This window comes from Streptomyces sp. NPDC015125, from assembly GCF_043080045.1.
Lineage (GTDB): Bacteria > Actinomycetota > Actinomycetes > Streptomycetales > Streptomycetaceae > Streptomyces.
The window spans coordinates 1,048,315-1,074,052 of the sequence record NZ_JBIBVF010000001.1 but is presented as its reverse complement, the minus strand read 5'-3'; the positions used below and the strand labels follow the sequence as shown (position 1 = coordinate 1,074,052).

The 25,738-nt window shown below is 72.9% G+C and carries 20 protein-coding genes; 15 read left to right on the top strand and 5 right to left on the bottom strand.

All coding sequences use genetic code 11. The annotated features are described in order from the left end of the window. Window positions 1-53: 53 nt before the first annotated feature. The 5 genes from ACF088_RS04720 (at window position 54) to ACF088_RS04700 (ending at window position 7,805) form a co-directional block, all read left to right on the top strand. Window positions 54-1,208, top strand: coding sequence for an AAA family ATPase (locus ACF088_RS04720; protein ID WP_392373901.1), 1,155 nt, complete (start codon window positions 54-56; stop codon window positions 1,206-1,208). Beyond that, a complete protein-coding gene (locus ACF088_RS04715) occupies window positions 1,205-3,931 on the top strand; it encodes a DUF5682 family protein (protein ID WP_392373900.1) in 2,727 nt (908 codons plus the stop codon). Before ACF088_RS04720 ends, ACF088_RS04715 begins: the two co-directional genes overlap by 4 nt. Then, window positions 3,928-5,292: a VWA domain-containing protein gene (locus ACF088_RS04710; protein ID WP_392373899.1), complete on the top strand. Its 1,365-nt coding sequence runs from the start codon at window positions 3,928-3,930 to the stop codon at window positions 5,290-5,292. Before ACF088_RS04715 ends, ACF088_RS04710 begins: the two co-directional genes overlap by 4 nt. A gap of 134 nt (window positions 5,293-5,426) precedes the next feature. Next, window positions 5,427-6,302, top strand: a complete 876-nt coding sequence (locus ACF088_RS04705) for a hypothetical protein (protein ID WP_392373898.1) — start codon at window positions 5,427-5,429, stop codon at window positions 6,300-6,302. A gap of 93 nt (window positions 6,303-6,395) precedes the next feature. Further along, window positions 6,396-7,805, top strand: coding sequence for a hypothetical protein (locus tag ACF088_RS04700; RefSeq protein ID WP_392373897.1), 1,410 nt, complete (start codon window positions 6,396-6,398; stop codon window positions 7,803-7,805). 194 nt (window positions 7,806-7,999) lie between these two features. Here the strand turns inward: ACF088_RS04700 and ACF088_RS04695 are convergent, their stop codons facing one another. Next, on the bottom strand, window positions 8,000-8,887 hold the full coding sequence (locus ACF088_RS04695; protein ID WP_392373896.1) for a peptidoglycan-binding protein: 888 nt from the start codon (window positions 8,885-8,887) through the stop codon (window positions 8,000-8,002). Between the two features lie 985 nt (window positions 8,888-9,872). Here ACF088_RS04695 and sucC point away from each other — a divergent pair. Together sucC and sucD are read left to right on the top strand one after the other, a co-directional pair. Beyond that, complete coding sequence (sucC, locus tag ACF088_RS04690) at window positions 9,873-11,048, top strand: ADP-forming succinate--CoA ligase subunit beta (protein WP_392373895.1); 1,176 nt, start codon at window positions 9,873-9,875, stop codon at window positions 11,046-11,048. 20 nt (window positions 11,049-11,068) lie between these two features. Then, window positions 11,069-11,953, top strand: a complete 885-nt coding sequence (sucD, locus tag ACF088_RS04685) for a succinate--CoA ligase subunit alpha (RefSeq protein ID WP_311624746.1) — start codon at window positions 11,069-11,071, stop codon at window positions 11,951-11,953. A gap of 297 nt (window positions 11,954-12,250) precedes the next feature. Here the strand turns inward: sucD and ACF088_RS04680 are convergent, their stop codons facing one another. Further along, complete coding sequence (locus tag ACF088_RS04680) at window positions 12,251-13,138, bottom strand: RNA polymerase sigma factor (RefSeq protein WP_392373894.1); 888 nt, start codon at window positions 13,136-13,138, stop codon at window positions 12,251-12,253. 123 nt (window positions 13,139-13,261) lie between these two features. Between ACF088_RS04680 and ACF088_RS04675 the strand changes: the two genes are divergently transcribed. Further along, window positions 13,262-14,872 carry a DUF6350 family protein gene (locus ACF088_RS04675; RefSeq protein ID WP_392373893.1) on the top strand — a complete coding sequence of 537 codons (1,611 nt, stop codon included), beginning with the start codon at window positions 13,262-13,264 and terminating at the stop codon, window positions 14,870-14,872. Between the two features lie 121 nt (window positions 14,873-14,993). Here ACF088_RS04675 and ACF088_RS04670 read toward each other — a convergent pair whose 3' ends face one another. Beyond that, complete coding sequence (locus ACF088_RS04670) at window positions 14,994-15,890, bottom strand: hypothetical protein (protein WP_392373892.1); 897 nt, start codon at window positions 15,888-15,890, stop codon at window positions 14,994-14,996. 254 nt (window positions 15,891-16,144) lie between these two features. Between ACF088_RS04670 and purN the strand changes: the two genes are divergently transcribed. Together purN and purH are read left to right on the top strand one after the other, a co-directional pair. Next, on the top strand, window positions 16,145-16,801 hold the full coding sequence (gene purN / locus ACF088_RS04665) for a phosphoribosylglycinamide formyltransferase (RefSeq protein WP_392373891.1): 657 nt from the start codon (window positions 16,145-16,147) through the stop codon (window positions 16,799-16,801). Further along, window positions 16,798-18,363 carry a bifunctional phosphoribosylaminoimidazolecarboxamide formyltransferase/IMP cyclohydrolase gene (gene purH, locus ACF088_RS04660; RefSeq protein WP_392373890.1) on the top strand — a complete coding sequence of 522 codons (1,566 nt, stop codon included), beginning with the start codon at window positions 16,798-16,800 and terminating at the stop codon, window positions 18,361-18,363. The genes purN and purH overlap by 4 nt, the downstream gene beginning before the upstream one ends. 81 nt (window positions 18,364-18,444) lie before the next feature. Here purH and ACF088_RS04655 read toward each other — a convergent pair whose 3' ends face one another. After that, window positions 18,445-19,020, bottom strand: coding sequence for a hypothetical protein (locus tag ACF088_RS04655; protein ID WP_392373889.1), 576 nt, complete (start codon window positions 19,018-19,020; stop codon window positions 18,445-18,447). Between the two features lie 118 nt (window positions 19,021-19,138). Further along, the gene (locus ACF088_RS04650) at window positions 19,139-19,921 is read right to left on the bottom strand and encodes an RDD family protein (RefSeq protein WP_392373888.1); all 783 of its coding nucleotides are present in this window, start codon (window positions 19,919-19,921) and stop codon (window positions 19,139-19,141) included. 242 nt (window positions 19,922-20,163) lie between these two features. Here ACF088_RS04650 and ACF088_RS04645 point away from each other — a divergent pair, with 242 nt between their 5' ends. The 5 genes from ACF088_RS04645 (at window position 20,164) to ACF088_RS04625 (ending at window position 25,258) form a co-directional block, all read left to right on the top strand. Next, a complete protein-coding gene (locus ACF088_RS04645) occupies window positions 20,164-21,018 on the top strand; it encodes a bifunctional methylenetetrahydrofolate dehydrogenase/methenyltetrahydrofolate cyclohydrolase (RefSeq protein ID WP_392373887.1) in 855 nt (284 codons plus the stop codon). A gap of 65 nt (window positions 21,019-21,083) precedes the next feature. Then, window positions 21,084-21,512, top strand: coding sequence for a DUF3017 domain-containing protein (locus ACF088_RS04640; protein ID WP_392373886.1), 429 nt, complete (start codon window positions 21,084-21,086; stop codon window positions 21,510-21,512). Between the two features lie 534 nt (window positions 21,513-22,046). Beyond that, window positions 22,047-22,916, top strand: a complete 870-nt coding sequence (locus ACF088_RS04635) for a helix-turn-helix domain-containing protein (protein WP_392373885.1) — start codon at window positions 22,047-22,049, stop codon at window positions 22,914-22,916. Next, window positions 22,913-23,875, top strand: coding sequence for a helix-turn-helix domain-containing protein (locus ACF088_RS04630; RefSeq protein ID WP_392373884.1), 963 nt, complete (start codon window positions 22,913-22,915; stop codon window positions 23,873-23,875). The genes ACF088_RS04635 and ACF088_RS04630 overlap by 4 nt, the downstream gene beginning before the upstream one ends. Window positions 23,876-24,115: 240 nt before the next feature. Continuing rightward, window positions 24,116-25,258, top strand: a complete 1,143-nt coding sequence (locus tag ACF088_RS04625; RefSeq protein ID WP_392373883.1) for a helix-turn-helix domain-containing protein — start codon at window positions 24,116-24,118, stop codon at window positions 25,256-25,258. Window positions 25,259-25,738 lie beyond the last annotated feature (480 nt).

The following is a 25,738-nucleotide window of genomic DNA, read 5'->3' as shown; positions in this document are numbered from 1 at the left end:
CGGCCGCAGGGATTTCGCCGTCCCGGCCGCAGACGTTGCGACGAGGGGGAACCATGTCCGAGAACAGCTTCAGGACGACGGACGACGAGACCAATCCGAACGGTGGGACGGCGCCGCAGGGCGCGGGCGCCGAAGCGCTGCGACCGCACGCCGAGGAAAGTTTCGCGGCGGAGCTGAAGGCCCTCGCGGCGGCCGACGACCGGCCGCGCCCGGAGCGCTGGCGGCTCTCGCCATGGGCGGTCGCGACCTATCTCCTCGGCGGCACGCTCGCGGACGGCACGCTCATCACACCCAAGTATGTCGGCCCGCGCCGGATCGTCGAGGTCGCCGTGACGACCCTGGCGACGGACCGCGCACTGCTCCTGCTCGGCGTGCCCGGCACCGCGAAGACCTGGGTGTCCGAGCATCTGGCGGCGGCCGTCAGCGGCGACTCCACCCTGTTGGTCCAGGGCACGGCCGGCACCCCCGAAGAGGCGATCCGCTACGGCTGGAACTACGCCCGGCTGCTCGCGAACGGCCCGAGCCGCGAGGCGCTGGTGCCCAGCCCGGTGATGCGCGCGATGGCCCAGGGCATGACCGCCCGGGTCGAGGAACTGACCCGCATCCCCGCCGACGTCCAGGACACGCTCATCACGGTCCTGTCGGAAAAGACCCTGCCCATCCCGGAGTTGGGGCAGGAGGTGCAGGCCGTTCGCGGGTTCAACCTGATCGCCACCGCCAACGACCGCGACCGCGGGGTCAACGAACTCTCCAGCGCGCTGCGCCGCCGCTTCAACACCGTCGTACTGCCGCTGCCCGCCACCCCGGACGAAGAGGTGGACATCGTCTCGCGCCGGGTCGAGCAGATCGGGCGCTCGCTGGATCTCCCGGCCGGGCCGGAGGGGCTGGACGAGATCCGCCGTGTCGTCACGGTCTTCCGCGAGCTGCGGGCCGGCCTCACCTCCGACGGCCGCACCAAGCTCAAGTCGCCGTCCGGCACCCTCTCCACGGCCGAGGCCATCTCGGTGGTGACGAACGGGCTGGCGCTGGCCACCCACTTCGGGGACGGTGTGCTGCGCGCCGGGGACGTGGCCGCGGGCATCCTGGGAGCCGTGGTCCGCGATCCGGCGGCGGACCGGGTCGTATGGCAGGAGTACCTGGAGACCGTGGTGCGCGAGCGCGACGGCTGGAAGGACTTCTACCGCGCCTGCCGTGAGGTGAGCGCATGACCGGGCCGGTGCTGCTCGGGGTGCGGCATCACGGCCCCGGCTCGGCGCGGGCGGTGCGTGCCGCCCTCGACCAGTGCACGCCGGACGCGGTCCTGATCGAGGGACCACCGGAGGCGGACACGCTGGTGCCGCTGGCCGCCCAGGAAGGGATGCGTCCACCCGTCGCGCTGCTCGCCCATGCACAGGACGATCCCGGCCGCGCGGCGTGCTGGCCGCTGGCCGAGTTCTCCCCGGAGTGGGTGGCGATGCGCTGGGCACTGGAGCGCGGCATCCCCGTCCGCTTCATCGATCTGCCCGCGGCGCACTCCCTGGCGATGGGGGACGGTGAGGGCCCGTCCGGCGAGGGCCGCCGGGGCGGCGAGGGGCCGTCCGGTGAGGGACCGTCCGACGAGGGGCCGGCCGCCGGTGAGGAAGCCGACGGGAGCCTGGTTGACGGAAACGGAGCCGACGGCGAGAAGGAGGCTGCTGCCGAGGCCGAGGCCGAGGCCGAGGCCGAGGTGCGGGTCGATCCGATCCGGGTGCTGGCCGAGGCGGCCGGTTACGACGACCCAGAGCGCTGGTGGGAGGACGTGGTCGAGCACCGCGGTAGTGGGGACACTTCCCGGTCGCGCAAGGCCCGCCGCCCGGGCGAAACCGGGAGTGGGCGCGAAACCGGTAGTGGGCGCGGAGCCGGGAGCGGGGGCGGAGCCGGGAGTGGGGGAGCCGCCGGCGCGGATGCGCTGGCCCCGTTCGCGGCGCTGGCCGAAGCCATGGGGGCGCTGCGCGAGACGTACGGGGACGGCGGCCATGACCGTGATCCGGTGCGCGAGGCCCATATGCGGCTGCGACTGCGCGCCGCGCGACGGGAGTTCGGGGACGACATCGCCGTGGTGTGCGGTGCCTGGCATGTACCGGCCCTGGCGCGGCGCACCACCGTGGCCGCCGACCGGCAGCTGCTCAAGGGCCTGCCGAAGGTGAAGGCGGCGGTGACCTGGGTGCCCTGGACGCACCGACGGCTCTCCCGCCACAGCGGCTACGGCGCCGGTATCGCCTCACCGGGTTGGTACGGCCATCTCTTCGGCGCCCCCGACCGCCCCGTGGAACGCTGGCTGACCAAGGTCGCCGGGCTGCTCCGGGAAGAGGACTACGCGGTCTCGTCGGCGCATGTCATCGAAGCGGTACGGCTCGCCGAGGGCCTGGCCACGGTACGCGGCCGCCCGCTGGCGGGCCTGACGGAACTGAACGACGCGGTACGGGCCGTGATGGGGGACGGCTCCGATGCGCCGTCCTTGCTGATCCACGACCGGCTGGTGGTGGGGGAGGTGCTGGGCGAGGTTCCCCAGGACGCCCCCGCGGTGCCGCTGCAACGGGATCTCACCCGCAGCCAGCGGACGCTGCGGCTCAAACCGGAGGCGCCGGACAGGGAACTGGAGCTGGACCTGCGCAAGGAGACCGACGCCGGCCGCAGCCGCCTGCTGCACCGGCTCCGGCTGCTCGGCATCCCGTGGGGCGAGCCCGGCCGCTCCCGCGGCAGCACCGGCACGTTCCGGGAGACCTGGCGGCTGCGCTGGGAGCCCGAACTGTCGGTGCGGGTCGCGGAGGCCGGTATCTGGGGCACGACCGTGCTCTCGGCCGCCACGGCCAAGGCCGCGTCCGAGGCGTCCGGGGCGGCCACGCTCGCCGAGGTCACGGCGCTTGCCGAGCGCTGCCTGCTGGCCGAACTCCCCGACGCCCTCCCGGTGGTGATGCGGGCGCTGTCGGACCGTGCGGCGCTGGATGCGGACGTCGGCCATCTCGCCCAGGCGCTGCCCGCCCTCGTACGGTCCGTGCGCTACGGCGATGTGCGTGGCACGGACGCCGCGGCGCTGCGCGAGGTGGCGACGGGCCTGGCCGAGCGGGTCTTCGTCGGACTGCCACCCGCCTGCCTGGGCCTGGATGCCGACGGCGCCGCCGAAATGCGCGGCCATCTCGACGCCACCCACCAGGCCGTCGGTCTCCTCGGCCAGCCGCAGGCCGGGCAGCAGACCGGACCGGTGACCGGACCGCACACCGGACCGCACACCGGACCGCACACCGGACCGGTGACCGGACCACAGACGGGACCACAGGCCGGCCCGCAGCCTCTGCGGGCGCGGTGGGCCGGGGTGCTGCGGGCGGTGAGCGAACGGGACGCCGTACCGGGCCTGATCCGTGGCCGGGCGGCCAGACTGCTGCTTGACGAAGGAGAGTTGGGCGACGGGGGAGCGGAGCGGCTGATGGGGCTCGCCCTCTCGCCGGGCACCCCGCCCACCGATGCCGCCGGCTGGATCGAGGGATTCGTCGGTGGCGGGGACGGCGGCATGCTGCTGGTCCATGACGAACGGCTGCTCGCGCTGGTCGACGGCTGGCTGACCGGCGTGCCGGACGCCGCGTTCACGGACGTGCTGCCGCTGCTGCGCCGGACCTTCGCGGAGTACGAGGCCGGCGTGCGGCGCACCCTCGGCGAACTGATCCGCCGCGGCCCCATGACCCCGTCCCGTCATCCGGCAGGCGAGGCGCCGGACGCCGCCGCACCCGGCTTCGGCCCCGGCCTGGACCGCGACCGCGCCGCGGCCGTCCTCCCCACCCTGCGCCTGCTGCTGGGGATCGGAGCGCACGGCTTCGGCGACGAGCCGGGCGAGAGGCCGGACGACGTCCCACCGGACACCACCCGACCGGCCGACGACACCCGACCGGCCGACGACCTCACGGGGGCACGCACATGACCCGCACGACACCGGACCCGACGGCAACGGGTACGACCACCGCCTCGACGACGGCAACGGGTACGACCACTGCCCCGGCGGCAGGAACGAGCCCGGCTGCCGCTACCACGGCGGCCCCGGACCCGGCCCACGCCGCCCCAGCCCCCGCTCCCGCCCCAGCCCCCGAGGCCGACGCCGCCCCCGCCCCCGACGCCGCCTCCGAGGCCGAAGAACGGCTGCGCCGCTGGCGGCTGGTGCTCGGTGGTGGCGGTGCGGACGGTACGGGGTGTGAACTCCGGGAGCGGGACGCGGCGATGGACGGCGCGCTGGCCTCGCTCTACGGCCGGGAGAAGGGAAGCGGCGGCACGGCACCCGGCGGCAGGCGCTCGGCGGGGCTCGGGGCTTCGGCGCCCGGGGTGGCGCGCTGGCTCGGCGACATCCGTACGTACTTCCCGTCCTCCGTGGTGCAGGTGATGCAACGGGACGCCATCGACCGGCTGGGGCTGTCCGCGCTGCTGCTGGAGCCGGAGATGCTGGAGGCCGTCGAGGCGGATGTGCATCTGGTGGGCACCCTGCTCTCGCTCAACAAGGTCATGCCGGAGACCACCAAGGAGACCGCCCGCGCCGTCGTCCGCAAGGTCGTCGAGCAGCTGGAGAAGAAGCTGGCGCAGCGCACCCGCGCCACGCTCACCGGCGCACTGGACCGCTCCGCCCGGATCAGCCGGCCGCGTCATCGCGATATCGACTGGGACCGCACGATCCGGGCGAACCTCAAGAACTACCTGCCGGAGTACCGCACGGTCGTCCCCGAGCGGCTGATCGGCTACGGCCGCGCGGCGCAGTCGGTGAAGAAGGACGTGGTGCTCTGTATCGACCAGTCCGGTTCGATGGCCGCCTCGGTCGTCTATGCCTCGGTGTTCGGCGCGGTGCTCGCCTCCATGCGGGCCCTCGACACCCGGCTCGTCGTCTTCGACACCTCGGTCGTCGATCTGACGGACCAACTGGACGACCCGGTCGATGTTCTCTTCGGCACCCAGCTCGGCGGAGGCACGGACATCAACCGTGCGCTCGCCTACTGCCAGTCCCGCATCACCCGCCCCACCGAAACCGTCGTCGTCCTCATCAGCGACCTCTACGAAGGCGGCATCCGGGACGAGATGCTCAAGCGGGTCGCCGCAATGAAGGCGTCCGGCGTGCAGTTCGTGACATTGCTCGCGCTCTCCGACGAGGGGGCGCCCGCCTACGACCGTGACCACGCCGCGGCCCTCGCGGCCCTGGGCGCACCGGCGTTCGCCTGCACCCCGGATCTGTTTCCGGACGTGATGGCGGCCGCGATCGAGAAACGGCCGCTGCCCATACCGGACATGGCGGAGCAACGGTGACAGGAACCCCCGGGGGACTTGCGTGGCACCTGGCTGCTCGTGCAAGGATCAGGCCATCGCTCGATCGCCCGCGACGCGCGTGACCCCGAGGCCGTGTGCCTTGGGCGTCCCCGTCCGTAGGGGAAGGTCCCTCCTTGTCTGCTGTGCTCGCCCTGCCTGCCGCCGTGCGCCTTCCGCGCACGGTGGCCGTGCGGCGTGCGCTGCTGGCCGGGCTCTTCCTGGTGGGCTTTGTCGCCCTCGGCTTCGCCTTCGGTCCCGGCGCCCATGCCGACGACCGCACGCGGAGCGCGGACCTGACCGGGGTGGCGACCCCGGCCAAGGCCGCGGCCGAGGCGTCCACCCCGGACCGGGCCGCCACCCGGGACGGGGCGGCCAACGGGCTGTCCGGCTCCAAGGCCGCGCTCCAGCGGCAGGGCAAGGCGTCCGGCGCGAAGCTCGCCGAGCACACCCATGCCGCGTCCGACGCGGTGGCCAAGGCCGTACGCCCCGCCGCCGAGCAGGCCGCGCCGGTCACCGGCCGGATCACCGAGCCGGTGAACCGTGTCGTACGGGAAGTCGGGGACTCGGCAGGCGCCGCGCTTCCCGTACACCTCCCGTCCGGTGAGCACACGGGGCGTCCCGGAGACGGCGCACCGCACCAGCACGGCCGTACGCCGGGCGACGCACAGCCGGCCGGTCCGCGGACCGCTGCCCGGGCGGCCGGCCCGTCTGCCGCGCCGTCGTCGGACGTCGCCGACTGCCTGCGCAAGCCGGCCGCCGAGCACCCCTCGGCCGCCGCCCACGAGCAGCACGCCCCGGGCCACAACGGCCTTCCGGGACAGTGCCCGCAGGCTCCGATGGCGCCTGCCTCGCACACCGCCGGTGACGGCCACGGCCCCCGTGGCGGGGACCAGCACGCCGCCGCCCCGGCGGACCCCCTGCGCTTCCGGCTGCTGCCCGGTGGCGTCCGCACGGCCGATGGCGCTCCGACGCGTCGGCGTGCCGAAGAAATCCTCGAATTCCCGGGCTAGGGCAGACCGCTCCGCGTCTGTAACTGACCTGCCGCGCGGGGGCGGGACAGGTCTGCCCTTTCACCCCTCCTGAATTCGAAGGACGTCACCTCCATGCGCTCGAACATCCGCCGTTCCATCGTCGTTGCCGCCGCCGCCACCGGTCTGTGGGCCCTGGGCTCCGTCGCCGCCAACGCCGCCGAGCTGCCCGTCGGGTCGGACCTGCCGGCCGCCGGCACGGTGACCGACACGGCCAAGCAGCTGCCCACCGGTGACGTGGCCGGCACCGCGACGAAGACGGCCAAGACCGTCACCACGACCGCCAAGAAGACGGTGGGCGACACGGCGGGCAAGGCCACCGGCGTCCTCGGCGGCGGCGTGTCCACCCAGGACCTGCCCACCGGCAAGCTGCCGCAGGCCGGCGACCTGACCGGTGCGGTGGACGGCGTGCAGAAGCAGGCCCAGGGCGCCGGCCTGCCGAAGACCGGTGAGCTGCGCAAGACCGCCGACCTGAAGAAGGCCAAGAAGGCTGCCAAGGCCGTCAGCAAGAAGGCCGCCAAGGCCGCCAAGGCTGCCGACCTCGGCAAGGCCGGCCGCCTGGCGAAGGGCACGCTGCCCTCCGTTCCGTCGCTGCCCGCCACCCCGGGCGTCCCGTCCGCCCACCTCCCCGGCGGTCTGCCCCAGGGCCTGCCCGGCACCCCGGCGCTCCCCAAGGCCCCCGCGCTGCCCAAGGCTCCGGGCTCGGTCGACAACCTGCTGGCCGGTCTCGCCGGTGCGGGCGTCCGTCCCGAGCAGCTGACGAAGCAGGCCCAGGGCGGCCTTGCCACCGCCCGTCCGGTCGTCGACAAGGCGGCCTCCGACGCGCTGCCGCCCGTCGCCCGCCGGGCCGTCGTCAAGGTCGTGCCGGTTGCGCAGGGCGCGGTCGGCGGTGCCGGTCACCTCGCCGGTGACGCGGCCGGCCAGGCCACCCCGTTCGTGATCACGGTCGGCGGCCAGGCGCAGCTGTTCGTGCAGGGTGCTGCCGGCGACGCGGTGCCCTTCGCCCAGGGTGTGGCCGGCGACGCGGTGCCGTTCGTCCAGGGCAAGGCGACCGACACCGTGGCGTTCACCCAGGGTGCGGCCGCTGACGCCACCCCGTTCGCGCAGGGCCTGGCCGGCGTCGTCGCGACCGACGCGCAGGGCACCGCCGGTAAGGCCGTCGCCGGTGTGCAGGGCCTGGCCCCGGTGAAGTCGGTGCCCGCCGTCCCGGCCGTGCCCGCCGTCCCGTCGGTGCCCGCCAACGTGACCGACGCCCTCCCGGCCGTGCCCGCCGTCCCGTCGGTGCCCGCCAACGTGACCGACGCCCTCCCGGCCGTGCCGTCCGTGCCCGCCGTCCCGGCCAACCTGACCGACGCCGTTGCCGTCCCGGCCGCCCCGGCCCTCCCGGCCGTGCCCGCCAACCTGGCCGACCTGACCAACGCCGCCAACATCCCGGCCCTCCCGGCGCTGCCGGCCCTGCCGGCCCTGCCGGTCCAGGCGGTCTGAGGCCTCAGGCCGACACCACCGGCTCCTCGGCCGCGGCGGCGGCCGATGCCGGAACACCCATGAACAGCCGGGCGGACCTCTGTGGGGGAGGGCCGCCCGGCCTTGGTGTTTCCACCGCACCGCTGTCGCCCCGCGGTGCGCCAACGGGCTTGCCGGAGCTACGTGTTGGGCTACGTGTTGGACTACCTGTTGGGCTATGTGCGGGGCTGTGTGCGGGGCACCCGCAACCGTTCCCAGCTGACCTTTCCCGGCACCCCGTCCGCATCCTTGCCGTGGAAGCCGAGCTTGCGCTGCCAGGCCGCGTACGACGTCCGGTCCGCCTCGGTCCACTCCGGACCGGGGCCGATGTCGTAGTGGCCGCAGTCCTCGGCCACCAGCCGCTCCCCCATCGCCGTGATCACCGGGCTGCGGGTCCCGGACCGGAAGAAGCCGTGGCCGGGAAACGGCTCGTACGCCGGCTGCTGCGGCTCCGGCGAGTCCTCCGCCGGCTTCGCCAGTCGTCTCTTGATCCGGCCCCGCAGGTCGTCCATCGTGATGCCGCGCGGATCGACCTTCCCCGGCTGCCACTCCTTGTGCCCGATCACCGAGCGTTCGCTCCAGCCGTGCGCCCGGCAGATCGCCGCCGCGGCCTGCTCGATGGCGATCTTCTGCTTCTCGGGCCAAGGGTCCTTGCCATCGCCGAGGTTGATGCATTCGAAGCCGTAGAAGTGAGAGTTGCCGTCGGTATCCGCCTCGTCGTCCGGCGGCAGCTCCGCATCCTCGTTGATCACCGCACGCAGAACGTCGCCGTCACCGAGCCCGGCGTGGTTGGCGCGGCCGTTGCCGACGAGATGGACCTCGCCCTGTTTGTCGATCACGCCGTGGCACAGCGGCCCCGGCAGGTCGGAGCGCCCGTCGTAACACAGGTCCACCGAGCTGTCGGTGCCCTGCGTGGCGGTGTGATGGATCATCACGCCGTTCATCGGGCCCCAGGGGCCTTTGGCGTTCCGGTTGTGCTCACGCCAGTCGCGGACCTCGTGGACCACCAGGCCCTCATCGCGCAGCGCCGCGATCAGCTTGCTCGCGGTCAGGGGAGTGGCCATCGGTCCGTACCTCCTACGTCGACCGCGGCTTCGGCCGCCGCGGTGGTCTGTGCCCTGCTCGGCACCGGACCCGCCGCGCCGTACGTCGCTTCCGGCGCCGGGTGGGAGGTGGGCACCGAGAAATCGAGAAAGGGGGAGCGGGACCAAGGTTGAAGTGTGTGACTCCTGGTGCGTTGGTATCCGTAAGTGCTCAAGACAGTGTCTGTAGCGGGAAGTTGAAGGGGCAAGAGGCCTTTCCGGACCGTCTGCGGCGGCCTGGAGGTCTGGCGGTCCGGAGGTCCGGCGGTCTGGCGGTCTGGCGGTCTGGAGGTCTGGAGGTCTGGAGGTCTGAGCGTGAGTCGCGGCTTCCCCCCCCCAGATTCCCGTGCCGTCGTCACCGGAATCGCCGGAGGCGGGGCGCACAGAGGTGTACCGGGAGGAGGTCGCGAACGATGCGCGACGTGAGCGCGCAAGCCGAGTGACAACGGGCTCGCCGTACGGACTCTTACAGAGACGCGCGGAGTCGTACGGAGTCGTGCGGAGCCGTACGGAGTCGTGCGGAGCCGTACGGAGTCGTGCGGAGTCGTACGGAAGGGCCGGCTGCCCCTGATCTTCAACATGCCCGGAGGAGGTCGAATAACGGCCCCGGCAAACCGGCCGACGGCAAACCGGCCGGTGGCAATCCGGCCGGCGGCAAACACGCCCGCGGCAAACCCAGTCCACGGCGAACCAGCTCACGACAAACCGGCCGACGGCATGCAGAAATCCCGAGAAGACGTAACGTGGCCAAAAGATCTGTGATGGTAATCACCGCTGGAGTGTGATCTGCGATTTAGGGCCGCACGTCCTACGGCGATAACCTGCGAGACGGACATGCCGCGTATCCGGTCACCGTGTACGCCTCCCTCAGTGACAGCGCCGTCACGTTGCCCTTCGCGGCACGCCCATCGCAGACAACGAACCGCGATCACTACGGCGATTCTGAGAAGACAAGGGACGGACGCGCGTGGACCTGTTCGAGTACCAGGCGAGGGACCTCTTCGCCAAGCACGGTGTACCGGTGCTGGCCGGTGAAGTCATCGACACGCCTGAGGCGGCGCGCGAGGCAACCCAGCGGCTGGGCGGCAAGTCGGTCGTCAAGGCGCAGGTGAAGGTCGGTGGCCGAGGCAAGGCCGGCGGCGTGAAGCTGGCCACCAGTGAGGACGACGCGGTCGAGAAGGCCGGTCAGATCCTGGGCATGGACATCAAGGGCCACACGGTCCACAAGGTGATGATCGCCGAGACCGCTCCGGAGATCGCCGAGGAGTACTACGTCTCGTACCTCCTCGACCGCACCAACCGCACCTTCCTGGCCATGGCCTCCGTCGCCGGCGGCATGGACATCGAGGAGGTCGCGGCCACCCGGCCCGACGAGCTCGCGAAGGTCCCGGTCGACGCCAACGAGGGCGTCACGATCGAGAAGGCCCGCGAGATCGTCGCCCAGGCGAAGTTCCCGGCCGAGGTCGCCGAGCAGGTCGCCGAGGTCATGGTGACCCTGTGGAAGACCTTCGTCGCCGAGGACGCGCTCCTCGTCGAGGTCAACCCGCTGGCCAAGGTCGCGAGCGGTGACGTCATCGCCCTCGACGGCAAGGTGTCCCTGGACGAGAACGCCGAGTTCCGCCAGCCGGAGCACGAGGCCCTGGAGGACAAGGACGCAGCCAACCCGCTCGAGGCTGCGGCCAAGGCCAAGGGTCTGAACTACGTCAAGCTCGACGGCCAGGTCGGCATCATCGGCAACGGCGCGGGTCTCGTCATGAGCACCCTGGACGTCGTCGCCTACGCCGGCGAGAAGCACAGCAACGTCAAGCCCGCCAACTTCCTCGACATCGGTGGCGGCGCCTCCGCCGAGGTCATGGCGAACGGCCTGGAGATCATTCTCGGCGACCCGGACGTCAAGTCCGTCTTCGTGAACGTCTTCGGTGGCATCACCGCCTGTGACGAGGTCGCCAACGGCATCGTCCAGGCCCTGGAGCTGCTCAAGTCCAAGGGCGAGGACGTCAACAAGCCCCTGGTCGTGCGCCTCGACGGCAACAACGCGGAGCTCGGTCGCGAGATCCTGTCGAAGGCCAACCACCCGCTGGTGCAGCGCGTGGACACCATGGACGGCGCGGCCGACAAGGCCGCCGAGCTGGCTGCTAAGTAAAGGACGAGGACACAACAACCATGGCTATCTTCCTGACCAAGGAAAGCAAGGTCATCGTCCAGGGCATGACCGGTGCCACTGGCATGAAGCACACCAAGCTGATGCTCGGTGACGGCACCAACATCGTCGGCGGTGTGAACCCGCGCAAGGCAGGCACCAGCGTCGACTTCGACGGCACCGACGTGCCCGTCTTCGGCTCCGTCGCCGAGGCGATGGAGAAGACCGGCGCCGATGTGTCCGTGCTCTTCGTGCCGCCGGCCTTCGCCAAGGCCGCCGTCGTCGAGGCGATCGACGCCGAGATCCCGCTGGCCGTCGTGATCACCGAGGGCATCGCGGTCCACGACTCCGCCGCCTTCTGGGCGTACGCGAAGTCCAAGGGCAACAAGACCCGGATCATCGGTCCGAACTGCCCCGGCCTGATCACCCCCGGCCAGTCCAACGCCGGCATCATCCCGGGCGACATCACCAAGCCCGGCCGCATCGGTCTGGTGTCGAAGTCGGGCACGCTGACCTACCAGATGATGTACGAGCTCCGTGACATCGGCTTCTCCTCGGCCGTCGGCATCGGTGGCGACCCGGTCATCGGCACCACGCACATCGACGCCCTCCAGGCGTTCGAGGCGGACCCCGACACCGACCTGATCGTGATGATCGGCGAGATCGGCGGCGACGCCGAGGAGCGTGCGGCCGACTTCATCAAGGCCAACGTCTCCAAGCCGGTCGTCGGCTACGTCGCGGGCTTCACCGCGCCCGAGGGCAAGACCATGGGCCACGCCGGCGCCATCGTCTCCGGCTCCTCCGGCACCGCCCAGGCGAAGAAGGAGGCCCTGGAGGCCGCCGGCGTCAAGGTCGGCAAGACCCCGTCGGAGACCGCGCGGCTGGCCCGCGAGATCCTCGGCGGCTGACTGCCTCCCGGCGTCGTTGCCGGAGGGGACGTACGTCGCGCATATCGCGTACGCCGTCCTTGACGGCCGTCATCGGTACCGCCGGACCCTCGCCCTTGTGGCGCCTCGCCCCCGCGGTGGAAGAACCTTCCGCCGCGGGGGCGCTCGGCGCCCGGGGCAGGGTCCGGCGGTGTGCGTTCCGGGGCGACGGACCGGAGCGTGGCGCCGGCCCTCGGAAGGCCCTCGGACGTCCACCAGGGGCCGGCCCTCATCCGGCCCCTGGTGGACGTCCGGTCCCGAGCGACGTCCGGCCCCTGGCTAGCGGACGTCCGGCGCCAGACGGGCCTCCCGGAGCCGCTTCCGCACGGCGGCATTGCCCTGCTTCCTGACGTCCGGGCCACGGTGCCCGGTGGGTGAAACGGCGACGTGTGGCGCGGTCGCCAGGGGCTTGTGCGGCGGCGGCGTGTAGTGGTCCGGCGTCACGATCATCATCACCACCGCCGCCAGCGCGAACCCTCCGGCGAGCCCGAACGCCGCCCGTGTGGTCCGCAGATCGCTGCGTTCGGCGTCGCTCCGTACGCGCTCCGCGGCAGCCGGTGTCACGTGCTGAGCGACCGTCAGTGCGGTGAGCCGGGCCCGCAGGATCTCGCCCTGCCGGGCCGGCGGGTGCCCGTCGAGCCCCAGCTCCGGCAGCCGCTCGGCGACCCGTTCCCGGGCATGCGTCAGCCGCCCGGCCGCGGCCGGGGTACTCGCTTCGATCTCCGCCGCGGTCTCGCAGAGCCCCAGCCCGACCCCGTCGTGCAGCAACAGCGCCCGCCGGTAGGGGGCGGGCAGCCTCAGCAGTGCCTCCAGGAGTGCACGGTCCGCGGGCTCGCCGCTCTCGTGGAACTGCTTCGGCTTCCGGGCGGTCCGCAGCCCGGGACACAGCCGGTGCCACGGCGTCAGCGCGTACTCGTACGCGGCCGCCCGCACCCACCCCGCCGGATCCGGGTCCACCGCGACCTGCGGCCAGTGCTGCCAGGCCCGCCGGAACCCCTGCTTCACGGCCCGCCGCGCGAGCCACGGCCGCCCGGTGAGCAGATAGGTCTGCCGTATCAGGGCTGCCGCGTGCCGGGTGTGGAGGTCGTCGAAGGCGGTGGCGGCCTGTTCGCACCGGAGCATCTCGCGCTGGGTCACCTCGCGCCGGGTCACCTCGCGCCGGGTCATCGGGTCATCTCGTGCTGGGTCATACACAGCAGTGTGGAAAACCGGCATCACCGGATGCATCGCGACACGTCGGGCATTTCGCCAGTGCGGGGAGGAAACGCCTCTTGTTGGCAGCATGGCCGCGTGAGCCAGTTGACCGAGCGTGGCCCCACGTTGTCCTCGCACGGCCGAGCCGCCGCGCAGCGCTCCTCCGCGATCGGCGCGGCCTTCCTCGGCGGCGTGACGGCCGCCGGCCTCGGCCTCGGCGCGCTGGCGGTCGCCGTGCTGCTGCTGTGGGTCGCCTCCCCCGCACCCGACAGCGGCCCGTCCCGGGCCCTGCACCTCGCCGCCGACCTGTGGCTGATGGCGCACGGCGGCGCCCTCGTACGTACCACGGGCCACTCCGTCGCCCCGGTCGCCGTGACCCCGCTGCTGCTCGCCGTCCTCCCGGTCTGGCTGCTCCACCGGGCCGCCCGCCACACCCTGGCGACCGCTGCCGACGCCCGCACCGGCCCCGCCGCGGGCCCCGGCAGCGCGGCGGACGCCAGCCGGGCGGTGGTGCCGCGCACCCTGCTCGGTGCGCTGCTCGGTGGCTATCTGCTGATCGCGGCCGGGGTGCTGCTCTACGCCTCCACCGGGCAGCTGAGCGCCGAGCCGCTGAGCGTGCTGGCGTCCGTACCGGCCACCGCGCTTGCCACGCTCGCCGGTACGGGCTGGTTCCTGCTGCGGCATCCCGGCGCCGATCTGCTGCCTGCCTGGGCGCTGCGGGCCGTGGCCACGGTGCCGGGCGGCCTGCGAAGCCTCCTCGGCGGCTCCCGGTTCGCCGCCGCACAGCGTGCCGCCGGTGCCGCCCTCGGCGCCCTGCTGGTGTCCGGCGCCCTGCTCACCCTGCTCTCCCTCGGCCTGCACGCGGGCCGGGTGCGCGACGACCTGCTCCGACTGGCGCCCGACTGGGCGAGCCACGCCACGGTGCTGCTGCTGTGTCTCGTCCTGCTCCCGAACGCGGCCGTCTGGGGCGCCGCTTACGCCCTGGGGCCGGGTTTCACGGTCGGCGCGGGCAGCACGGTCGGCCCGCTGGGTACCTCGGCACCCTCGGCGCTGCCCCAGCTGCCGCTGCTCGGCGGGCTGCCGGATACCGGCCCGGGAAGCCCGCTGACCTGGGCGGTGGCCGTGGTGCCCCTGGTCGCGGGGGCGCTGCTGGCCCGCTCGGTCGCCCGCTCGGTGACCCGTCCCGCGCCGGCGCCCGGCGCTCCGGGACGCCCCTGGTCGTGGTGGACGACGGCATGTGCGGCAGCCCTGGGGGCCGGTCTCTGCGGCGCCGTCACGGCAGTGCTCGCGGGCCTCTCCGGTGGCGCGCTGGGCACCGGAGCGCTCGCCGCATTCGGCCCGAGCTGGTGGCGTACGGGCCTGGCGGCAGTGGGCTGGACCGCCCTGACCGGCGTCCCGGGCGCGATCGCGCTACGGGCCTGGGGGCTGCGGGCGGGCCGGCGGGGTCATGACGAGGACACCTGCCCCGGCGCCGCGACGGGTACCGGCACCACGACGGCCGATGGCGAGGACCCCGGCCCCGGCCCCGGCACCGCAGCGGCCGACGGCAAGGGCACCGTTCCCGGCCCCGCTGCCGCTGTTCCCGGCTCCGCCGCCGCTGTTCCCCGCCCCGATGTCCCCGCGGCCACGGAGTCGGCGGCTGCCACGGAACCGGCTGAACCGGCTGTCACGGAACCGGCCGCCACCCCCGTCAGCCCCAACGGCTGACCCCACACCGCCTGCTACTACGGCCCGTTTCTGCCGCCTGCTGCTACGGCCTGCTGCTACGGCCTGTTTCTGCCGTCTGCGGCTGCCGACTGCCGCCGCCTGCTGGCCCGCTCACCGCTGCCTACTGCTGCGTGCTCAGCAGCGGCCGCAGCTCGCGCGGCAGCAGCTTCTCGCAGGACTTGCCGGCCGACTGGGTCAGGGCGTCGTTCACGCAGGTGAAGTAGTCGCGGTAGACGATCTGCACGGTGAAGGTCGCGGCCACCATGACCAGCGCCAGCGAGCCGATCACCAGCCCCGCGATCGCCGCGGTGACCTGCGGGCGGGTGCTGCCCGGCGAGGACGGGGTACCGGCCTGCGCGTCCGTGGCGGGCTGGGCGGCGGGGGCGGGGCGGCCCTCCATGGCGGCGGTGGTGGCCGCCGCGTCGGCCTTCGCGGTGTTCGGCTTGGCGCGCAGCGAGCTGACGCCCCAGTACAGCGCCAGCGCGCCCAGCAGGAGGGCGACCTCCGGCAGGCCGAACAGCACGCAGAAGAACGCCCACAGCCCGCCGAGCAGTGCGAAGCGCGCCCGGCGCTGGGCCGGGTCGGTGGGGTCCCAGCGCAGCCCGCCGGGGTTGCCGGACCCACCGGGGCCGTTGCCCTGCTGGCCGTTGCGGCCGCCCGGCCGAGTGCCGAAACCGCCGCTCTGCCGCCCCGGCTGCCGGGGGCTCCACTGGTTGCCCCAGCCCGGCGCCGACTCGTCCTGCGGCGGCTCTTCCTCGTCGTTGCCGCCCTGGCCCGGTGTGTGGGCGCGGTGGCGCGGGCGCCACTCCTGGTCGGGTGCGTCGGCCGGCGGCGGGGCGAAGGGGTTGTCCTGGTCGGAGTCCGGGGATTCCGGGGCGGCGGGCTCCGGGGACGAGGACGACGGCTTGCGCTCACGCGGCAGCAGCACCATCCCGGGGGCGGTGGTGGGCTGGGGGAACCACCCAGCGGTAGCTGGGGGAGGGAGCAGGAGGGCCGCGCGGCGGCGTCGGTCCGTCATCTGGAGTGCGTCTTCCCCTTGTCTCGTCTTGCGCGTCCGTACGCGGGCCGTCACGGCCGGCGCCCGGTTACCACGAACTGCATGCAGTCTTAGGCCTGACGCTACCTCCCGTGCCCGCCCCCGTCCCGTGGGGGCCGCTCGGTGTGCCGGTATCGTTGCTGACGGTCGGCGCCTTCGTAGGGTTCCCCGGATCTGCGGTACCCGCAGTCTTGTACGACCACACAAAGCACGCGAGATCGGAAAAGAGCCCCGCCGTGGCTTCCTCCCCACCCCCCGCCCAGTCCGCCCAGCCTGGCCGCCCGGCCCGCATCGTCGCCCTCGTCTCCGGTTCCGGAACGAACCTGCAGGCGCTGCTGGACGCCATCGCAGGCCTGGGCCCGGAGGAGTACGGCGCCGAGATCGTGGCCGTCGGCGCGGACCGGGGCGCCATCGCGGGCCTGGAGCGCGCCGGGGCCGCCGGGATCCCGACGTTCATCTGCCGGGTCAAGGACTACGACAGCCGCCCGGACTGGGACGCGGCGCTCACCGAGGCGACCGCCGCGTACGAGCCCGATCTGGTGGTCTCGGCCGGTTTCATGAAGATCCTGGGCAAGGAGTTCCTCGCCCGCTTCGGCGGCCGCACCGTCAACACCCACCCGGCGCTGCTGCCGAGCTTTCCCGGTGCCCATGGCGTGCGCGATGCGCTCGCGTACGGCGCAAAGGTCACCGGATGCACCGTCCACTTCGTCGACGACGGGGTCGACACCGGCCCGATCATCGCCCAGGGCGTGGTCGAGGTCCGGGACGAGGACGACGAATCCGCGCTGCATGAGCGCATCAAGGAAGTCGAGCGATCGCTGCTCGTCGAGGTCGTGGGGCGTCTGGCCCGGCACGGCTACCGCATTGAGGGACGAAAGGTACGTATCTCGTGACCGCCACCGAAGGTACGCAGCGGCCCATCCGCCGCGCGCTGGTCAGCGTCTATGACAAGTCCGGGCTGGAGGAGCTGGCGCAGGGGCTGCACGCGGCGGGCGTTCAGCTCGTCTCGACCGGGTCGACGGCCGCGAAGATCGCCGCGGCCGGGGTGCCGGTCACCAAGGTCGAGGAGCTGACGGGCTTCCCCGAGTGCCTGGACGGCCGGGTCAAGACCCTGCACCCGAAGGTGCACGCCGGCATCCTGGCCGACCTCCGCCTGGAGGACCACCGCCGGCAGCTGGCCGAGCTCGGTGTCGAGCCGTTCGACCTGGTGATCGTGAACCTCTACCCGTTCCGGGAGACCGTCGCCTCCGGCGCCACCCCCGACGAGTGCGTGGAGCAGATCGACATCGGCGGCCCCTCGATGGTCCGCGCCGCCGCCAAGAACCACCCGTCGGTGGCCGTGGTCGTCAACCCCGCCCGCTACGGCGATGTCCTGGAGGCCGTCACCGGCGGCGGCTTCGAACTGGCGCAGCGCAAGCGGCTGGCGGCCGAGGCCTTCCAGCACACCGCGGCCTACGACGTGGCGGTCGCCTCCTGGTTCGCCGACGACTACGCGGCGGCCGACGACTCCGCCTTCCCCGAGTTCCTCGGCGCCACCTACGCCCGCAAGAACGTCCTGCGCTACGGCGAGAACCCGCACCAGGGTGCCGCGCTGTACGTGGACGGCAGCGGCGGGCTCGCGGAGGCCGAGCAGCTGCACGGCAAGGAGATGTCGTACAACAACTACACGGACACCGACGCCGCGCGCCGGGCCGCGTACGACCACGCCGAGCCGTGTGTGGCGATCATCAAGCACGCCAACCCGTGCGGTATCGCGGTCGCCGCGGACGTCGCCGAGGCGCACCGCAAGGCGCACGCCTGTGACCCGCTCTCCGCCTTCGGCGGCGTCATCGCGGTCAACCGCCCGGTCTCCGTGGCGATGGCCGAGCAGGTCGCCGAGATCTTCACCGAGGTCATCGTGGCCCCCGGCTACGAGGACGGCGCGGTCGAGATCCTCGCCCGCAAGAAGAACATCCGGGTGCTGCGCTGCCCCGACGCGCCGTCGAATCCCGTGGAGGTCAAGGCCGTTGACGGCGGCGCCCTGCTCCAGGAGACCGACCGGCTGCAGGCCGAGGGCGACGACCCGGCCCACTGGACGCTGGCCAGCGGGACCGCACTGCCCGCCGGTGAGCTGGCCGAGCTGGCCTTCGCCTGGCGTGCCTGCCGCGCCGTGAAGTCCAACGCCATCCTGCTCGCCAAGGACAGCGCCACGGTCGGTGTCGGCATGGGTCAGGTCAACCGCGTGGACTCCGCGAAGCTCGCGGTGCAGCGGGCGGGCGAGGAGCGGGCGAGCGGTTCCTACGCCGCCTCCGACGCCTTCTTCCCGTTCCCGGACGGCTTCGAGGTGCTGGCCGAGGCCGGCGTCAAGGCCGTGGTCCAGCCGGGCGGTTCGGTCCGCGACGAACTCGTCGTCGAGGCCGCCGCGAAGGCCGGCGTGACGATGTACTTCACCGGGACCCGGCACTTCTTCCACTGAGCCTGATGCGCCGGTACCGGCGTAAAAAATGGGCCGCACCCCAGCCGGGGTGCGGCCCTTCGCCGCGCTGTACCGAAGACGTCAGTAACGCGGCCTGTTGAACCAGGCGTTGCTCTCGTCCTTGGAGGCGAAGACCACGACCAGGACGCCCAGGACCGTGTGGACCAGTCCGAAGGGGAAGGTGCACAGGCTCAGCATGATGGTGGCGACACCGAAGACGATGCAGCCGATCCGCACCCCGTTGCCGCCGTTGGCGAACTGCAGGGCCAGCGTGATCGCGGCCGCGGTGAAGATCACGATGAGCACGATCGCCGCGATCAGCAGGCCCTTGCCGACGTTGATCGCGGTGATGTCATCCGCGGCGGCGTAAGGCGAGACGTTGTGCCCGGCCTTGCTGACGCCGCCCAGCCCCATCACGGCGAGGACCAGCCCGATGAGGTTCAGGCCGGAGAGCACGAACAGCATCACCCGGGCGGTCTTGGCCCCGCCGGGCATCACCGCCGGGTACTGCGGCTGCATGCCGGGCAGCTGGCCGCCGCCCGGGTAGGGCCCGTACGGGGCCATCGGCTGCTGCGGAGGCGGGGGCTGCTGGGGATAGCCGTAACCGGGCTGCTGGCCCGGCGGGGGGCCGTAGGGGTTGGGGTTGGGATAGCTCACGAGCGGTGTCCTTCGGGCGACTTGAAGCGGTATCGGCGGGCGCCGCGAAGGCCCCCGGTCGCGGCTGCGAGGGGGCCTTCGTGTGCCGTTGAGGGTGTCCGTGCAGCCCAGGGCGGGCTTACTTGACGCTCACGACCACGGTGCCGACGATCTTGTCCGCGAACGTCTGGTTCTTCTCGTCCCACAGCGGCCACAGCCAGCCGATGCCGCACAGCAGGCCGTTGAGGTAGCGGCAGAGGTAACGCACGAATGTCATGCCGAAGCCGAGGGGCTGGCCGGTGGTCTCCTTGAGCACCATGATGCCCACCGTCTTCTTGCCCGGGGTCTGGCCGGAGCTGCCTTCCTTGGCCATGAGGAAGAAGCTGCCGCCCACCAGGATCAGCCACGCGATCGCGATCATGATGATGGCGCCGACCGGTGTGCTGCTCGCCACGGCGTCGTTGGCCGTGTTCCGGATGCAGTCGTAGTCGCCCGTCGGGCAGTTGGAGTAGTCCGGGCGGGCCGAGGAGACCGAGCCTGCCGTCATGATGCCGGCGACGATGTACAGGATGATCGGCACCGCGGCGATGATCAGGCCGTCGAGCAGGAAGGCGCCCACCCGCGCACCCCAGCTCGCGTACCCCCGCGGCATGCCCATGCCCATGCCAGGCATGGGCTGGCCGTAGGGGGCCGCCGCCTGCTGCGGGTAGCCGTAGGCCTGCTGCTGCGGGACCTGCTGCTGGGGGTAGCCGTACGGCTGCTGGGGGGCTTGCTGGGGGTAACCGTAGCCGGGCTGTCCCTGCGGCGGTACCGGGGGCTGCTGCCCGTACGGGCCCTGCGGCGCCTGCGGCTGCTGCCCGTACGGGCCCTGCGGCACCTGCGGCTGCTGGCCGTAGGGGTTGTTCGGGTCGCCGAAACTCATCTGCTGTTTTCCTCCGTTGGGTGACTGGGGCACGACGCGGCGTGACTCGGAGGAAAAACAGGTTTCACTGGCCACCCCCCGACAAAGCCTGCGGCACTGTGTGTCAATCCTTCTAGGTGCCCATTCACTCTGTCCAGTCAAGGCCCCCGGCTGTTGTGCAAGTGCAATGATCAATTCCGGCCATGGACGCCCCGCATGCCCTGATTGGAACGCCGCCGCCCTCATCCGCGAAGATGGGGGGTATGACTGCCCAGATCCTGGATGGCAAGGCCACCGCAGCCGCTATCAAGTCCGAGCTCACCACCCGCGTCGACGCGCTGAAGGCCAAGGGCGTGCAGCCCGGGCTGGGCACCCTCCTGGTGGGCGACGACCCCGGCAGCCGCTGGTACGTCAACGGCAAGCACCGTGACTGCGCTCAGGTCGGCATCGCCTCGATCCAGCGGGAGCTGCCGGAAACCGCCACCCAGGAGGAGATCGAGGCGGTCGTACGGGAGCTGAACGAGGACCCGGCCTGCACCGGCTACATCGTCCAACTCCCGCTCCCCAAGGGCATCGACGCGAACCGTGTCCTGGAACTGATGGATCCGGCCAAGGACGCCGACGGGCTGCACCCGATGAGCCTGGGCCGCCTGGTGCTCGGCATCGAGGGGCCGCTGCCGTGCACCCCGTACGGCATCGTCCAGCTGCTGCGGCACCACGACGTCGAGATCAAGGGCGCGCATGTGGTGGTCGTCGGCCGCGGCATCACCATCGGCCGCCCGATGCCGCTGGTGCTCACCCGCAAGTCCGAGAACGCCACGGTGACCCAGTGCCACACCGGCACCCGTGATCTCTCCGCGCACCTCAAGCAGGCCGACATCATCGTCGCCGCGGCCGGTGTGCCGCACATCATCAAGCCTGAGGACGTCAAGCCCGGTGCGGCGGTCCTGGACGTCGGCGTCAGCCGCGACGAGGCCGGCAAGATCGTCGGCGATGTGCACCCGGGCGTCGCCGAGGTGGCCGGCTGGGTCGCCCCCAACCCCGGCGGCGTCGGCCCGATGACCCGCGCCCAGCTGCTGGTCAATGTCGTCGAGGCCGCCGAGCGCGCGGCGGGCTGACCACACGAGATCTGAGACCCTGTCCCTGAGACAGACGGATCCGGACACCGAAGGGACTGCCAGCCATGGGTGCCGAAGCGCATTCGGGCGGGGCCAGTGAGCCGCAGCGCTCCTCGCGCCGCTTTCCGACGCTGACCCGCGACACCGCGCGGCCGGAAGGCGGCGGGCGGGCCGCCTCGGGCGGCTACCCCGCGCCCGCCCGGCAGTGGCCGCTGCTCAGCGTGATGGGCGGGGTCGCGGCCGGGCTGCTGCTCGTGGCGCTCGATGCGTTCCGTATCGGGTCGATCGTGATCGGGCTTTCCCTGCTGGCCGGCGCGGTGCTGCGGTGGGCGCTGCCGTCGGTGGGGATGCTGGCCGTGCGCTCCCGCTTCACCGATATGGCGACGTACGGGGGGCTCGGCTTCGTGATCGTGATGCTGGCGCTGATGGTGCAGCCCAAGCCGTGGATCCACATCCCGTTCCTGGACGACATCGTCCACTTCACCGTGCGGTAGGGGGTCTCCTCCCTGGCCGTACCGGCAGCTGTAGCGTCCGGTACGGCGCGATGACGGCGGCCCGTCCTCTCCTCCGGGAGAAGGCGGGCCGCCGCTGTGCTGTGCGGAGGCGAGTGCCGTACGACGGGAGGCGGGCGGCGCACGGAGCACGGCGAGAGCACGGAAGGGGCGGCGCACGGAACGCGGCGGGGGCGGCGCACGGACGGCGCTGGAGGCGGCGCACGGACCACGGTGCAGGCGGCGCGGGACGGGCCGTGCGGCCCGGGGGAGTGCCACCGGTCGCGCTCCCGCCCGCCGGGGTCCGGCACACGGTGGCCGCCGGCTGCGGACGCCGTGGGATGTCCCGGCTGTGACCTGCGGGGACATCGTCGGGGTGGACGCTGCGGTGGGACGGTGAAGGGGGCGGCGGGGCGGTTCGGGTACCGCGTGGAAAGAGTAAAAAGCGGGAACGGAGGTCGTGTCCGCGCCATCATCGGCGGCACAGGGGGCCGGCTCATGGCCTCGGGGGGAGAACGAACGCGTGTGGGGTGGAACATGTCGCGTTGGAAAGGTCTGCCCGAATCGCTGGACCACCGGGTGCGGCAGCTGGTCGTCCGGTTACGGAGATTGAAGGACCACAGCGGGCTGAGCCTGGCCGCGCTCGCCGCCAGGACCTCGTACAGCAAGTCGTCCTGGGAACGCTATCTCAACGGCAAGAAGCTGCCGCCGCGCGAGGCGGTGGAGGAGCTGGCGCGCGTCTGTGCGGCCGATGCGACCCGGCTGCTGGCGCTGCACGAGGTCGCCGCCCAGGCCTGGCACGCGGACCGGCCGCAGGCGGAGGCAGGGGCGAAGACAGGGGCGGAGCGGGGCGAGGCAGCCGTAGCCGCTGGACCCGCTGCCACCTCCGTACCGGCCGCACCGGCCGCACCGGCTGTACCTGCCTCATCCGCCGCATCCGCCGCGACCCCGGCCGGTCGTCAAGTGCCGCTCGGGCCGCTGGTGCTGGGGGCCCTGGCCGTGCTCGTCATGGCCGGTGCGGTGCTGCTGGTCGGCCGCCTCTGGGAGGACGCCTCCGGTATAGGCAGCAGTGGTGAGGACGTCGTGCCGGCCGTCAGCGGGCCCAGTGCCGCACCGGCGTTCAGCCACCGGCCGGGCGAGGCCCTCCCCTGTTCCGTGCAGCGCCGTGCGGGCGCCCTGTACGCCGGGCACAGCCGCACCGACACGGCGATCCTGGACCGTGGTGCGACGGGCTGGGAGGTCGTCGAGGCGCAGTGTCTGCTGCACCGCCAGGGCTATGACCCGGGCGTGGTGGACGGCATCGTCGGCGGGAAGACCCTGCGTGCCGTCAAACGTCTGCAGGCCCGGTCCGGGCTGCCCACGGACGGGATCGTGGGCCCCGACACCTGGAAGGTGCTGCGCCGGTGAGCGGGTCCGGCAGCGAACCGGGGGAAGGCGGGGAAGGCGTCGAGACTTCCCGACTGGCAGCGCGTATGCGGGAGTTGAGAGGGCGTACGGGGCTCACCCTGGCCGGTCTCGCCGAGCGGACGCCGTACAGCAAGTCGTCCTGGGAGCGCTATCTCAACGCGAAGAAGCTGCCGCCGCGGGGCGCGGTCGAGGCGCTGTGTCTGCTGGCGGGGGAACCGCCCGGAGGGCTCCTGGCGCTGTGGGAACTGGCGGATGCGGCCTGGAGCGGCCGCGGTCGGCCGGACGGGGCCGGGAGTCGGGGCGTGGCGCAGCGCCGGGGGGCGGCACCGGACCGGGGCCCGGCGTGGGGCCGCGGCGCGGCGCCGGGCAGGGGTGCTCTCCCGGGTCGGGGCGCGGCGTCGGACCCCGGCACTGCGCCGTGCCGGGCCCCGGGAAGCGCCGCGGCCGGTGCGCCGTCCCCGCGGCTGCCGCAGCGCGTCGTGGCCGTTGTTGCCGGCGCGTGTGTCGGCCTGCTGGCGGTCGGGGTGGCGGCGCTGGTCTTCCGGGTGGGAGCGGGGGGTGTGGGGACCGGCCCGGCCAAAGGTGCCGCACCCGAGCCCTCCGAGGTGACCGGCTGCCGGGCGATGGCGTGTGACGGCAGGGATCCGGAGTCGATGCACTGCGAGCTCCCGGACCTGGTGGAGACGCCCGTGGAGCGCACGGCCGCCCGGGGGGAGCATGTGCAGCTCCGTTTCGGCAAGGCCTGCGACGCGGCCTGGGGCCGGCTCCGTAACGGCCGGGTCGGGGACCGTCTGGAGGTGTCGGTGCCGGGGGCGCGGCCGCGGTCGGTACGGGTGGTGGACCGATTCGATGCCGAGGGGTATCTCGTCACGCCGATGGCGGCGGCCCGCGGACCCGAGGGCATCCGTCTGTGTCTCTATCCGGCGGGCGGCGGGGCAGGGGAGTGCTTCGCACCGTAGGCCCCTGAGGGGGTTGCGCGGGCTGTTCTTGTCAAGAAACGTACGGAAGTCGTAAGGAGTCCGGTCGAAATGCGACACTGCGGGGGCCGCGGGGCGTGCGGGTGGGTGACCTCTGCCCGGATGCACCCGTGCGTCCGTGCACATGAACTGCCGTCCTGACCGGGGGCGTCCGTGCCGGGAGCAAGGAGGGCGGGCCGGGGGAGCCGCTGTCGCACGTAAGCGGGGGGATAGGGGGAGGCAATGCCTCGCTGGAAGGCGCTGCCGGAGGAACTCGACCCGCAGGTAGGGGAGTTCACCGGTCAGCTGCGCAGGCTCGTGGACCGCAGCGGGCTGAGTGTGGCCGCCGTCGCGGACGGTACGGGCTACAGCAAGACGTCCTGGGAGCGGTATCTCAACGGGCGGCTGCTGCCGCCGCTGCGCGCGGTGGTCGCGCTCGCCGAGTTGACCGGCGCGCAACCGGCGCATCTCACCACGCTGTGGGAGCTGGCCGAGCGGGCCTGGAGCCGGGCCGAGATGCGGCAGGACGTCACCATGGAAGCGATCAGCGTGGCCCAGGCGCGCGCCGCTCTGGGGGAGTTCGACACGGAGCCGGCACAGGCCGCGCCGGCCGCGAAGTCCGCAAGGTCGGCCAAGCCTGCAAAGGCGACGAAGGAAGCGAAGGCGGCAAAGGCCGAGGGTGCGAAGTCGGCGCAGGCCGCGGAGCCGCTGACGGCACAGTTGCCGCAACAGCCGCGCCTGGACCTCCCGTCGAGCGCCGACTTTCCCGCCGGGCAGCCGGCAGCCGCAGCGGGCCACTTCCCGGCGCCGGCCGCCTCACCTGCCGCACCCGCGAACCGGCGTGCCCGCCGCGGCCGGACGGCCGTGTTCGTCGCCGGTGCGGTCGGCGCGCTGCTGGTGGCCGGCGGCGCCGTACTGCTGCTGAAACCGGCCGCCGAACCGGCCCCGAAGCCGGCGGCCGCCCCCGCGACCGCGCCGAGCGCGAAGCCGCAGCTTCCGGCCGGAGTGCACTGCACCGGGGAGGGCTGCGTGGGCAAGGACCCGGAGAAGATGGGCTGCGGCGGGTCGCATGCGGTCACCCCGTCCCGCGGTCTGGCGGGGCGCGCGGTGATCGAGGTCCGCTACAGCGCCGTCTGCCATACCGCCTGGGCGCGGATCAGCCGAGCGGCGCGGGGCGACCAGGCGACCATCAGCGCCGGCGGCCACAGCGCCACGGCGCAGGCCGAGCGGGGTGGCGACGCCTACACCCCGATGGTCGCGGTGTCCGGGGACCCGGCGAAGGTCGCGGCCTGCCAGACCACCGTGGCGGGTGCCAAGAGCTGCGCCCGTCCGGTTCCGGCCACGCCCGCCGGGCAGGCCAGCCGGTCCACCCAGGCGGTCCGCTAGCAATCGGCTGGGCGGTCCGCTGGGCCATACCCGCTGGGAAGCGGGCGGTGACCGGCCGGACGCCGGGCCGCTCGCCCCGCTTCCGCCCCGCTTCCGCCCCACGTCCGGCCCGCTTCCAGTCCCGGATCACCCTCCCCGGAAGCTGTCCGAAATTCAGGGGGCATGCCCGCCGGGATCTCGGGCAGACGACGAATACCCCCCCACGGGTGTGGCACAACCTGGCGGCCGCCCGCACTCCCCCCTCCTTGAGCGGGCGGCCGCCGCCCCTCCTCCTGCAGGACCTGCGCAGAGCGCCTACCGCGCCGGGTGGACGCGCGTGTACGGATGGCCGTGCGGCCGTCCGTACGGACCGCCGTACGGACGGCCGCACGGCCTCCCGGAAGCACCCGGTGAGGTGTTCCACACCGGCCCGTCGCTTGCACCGGGCGGGGGTCCGATAGCCTGACGGCCGGGTCTCTCGATACCAAGAGACCCGGATAG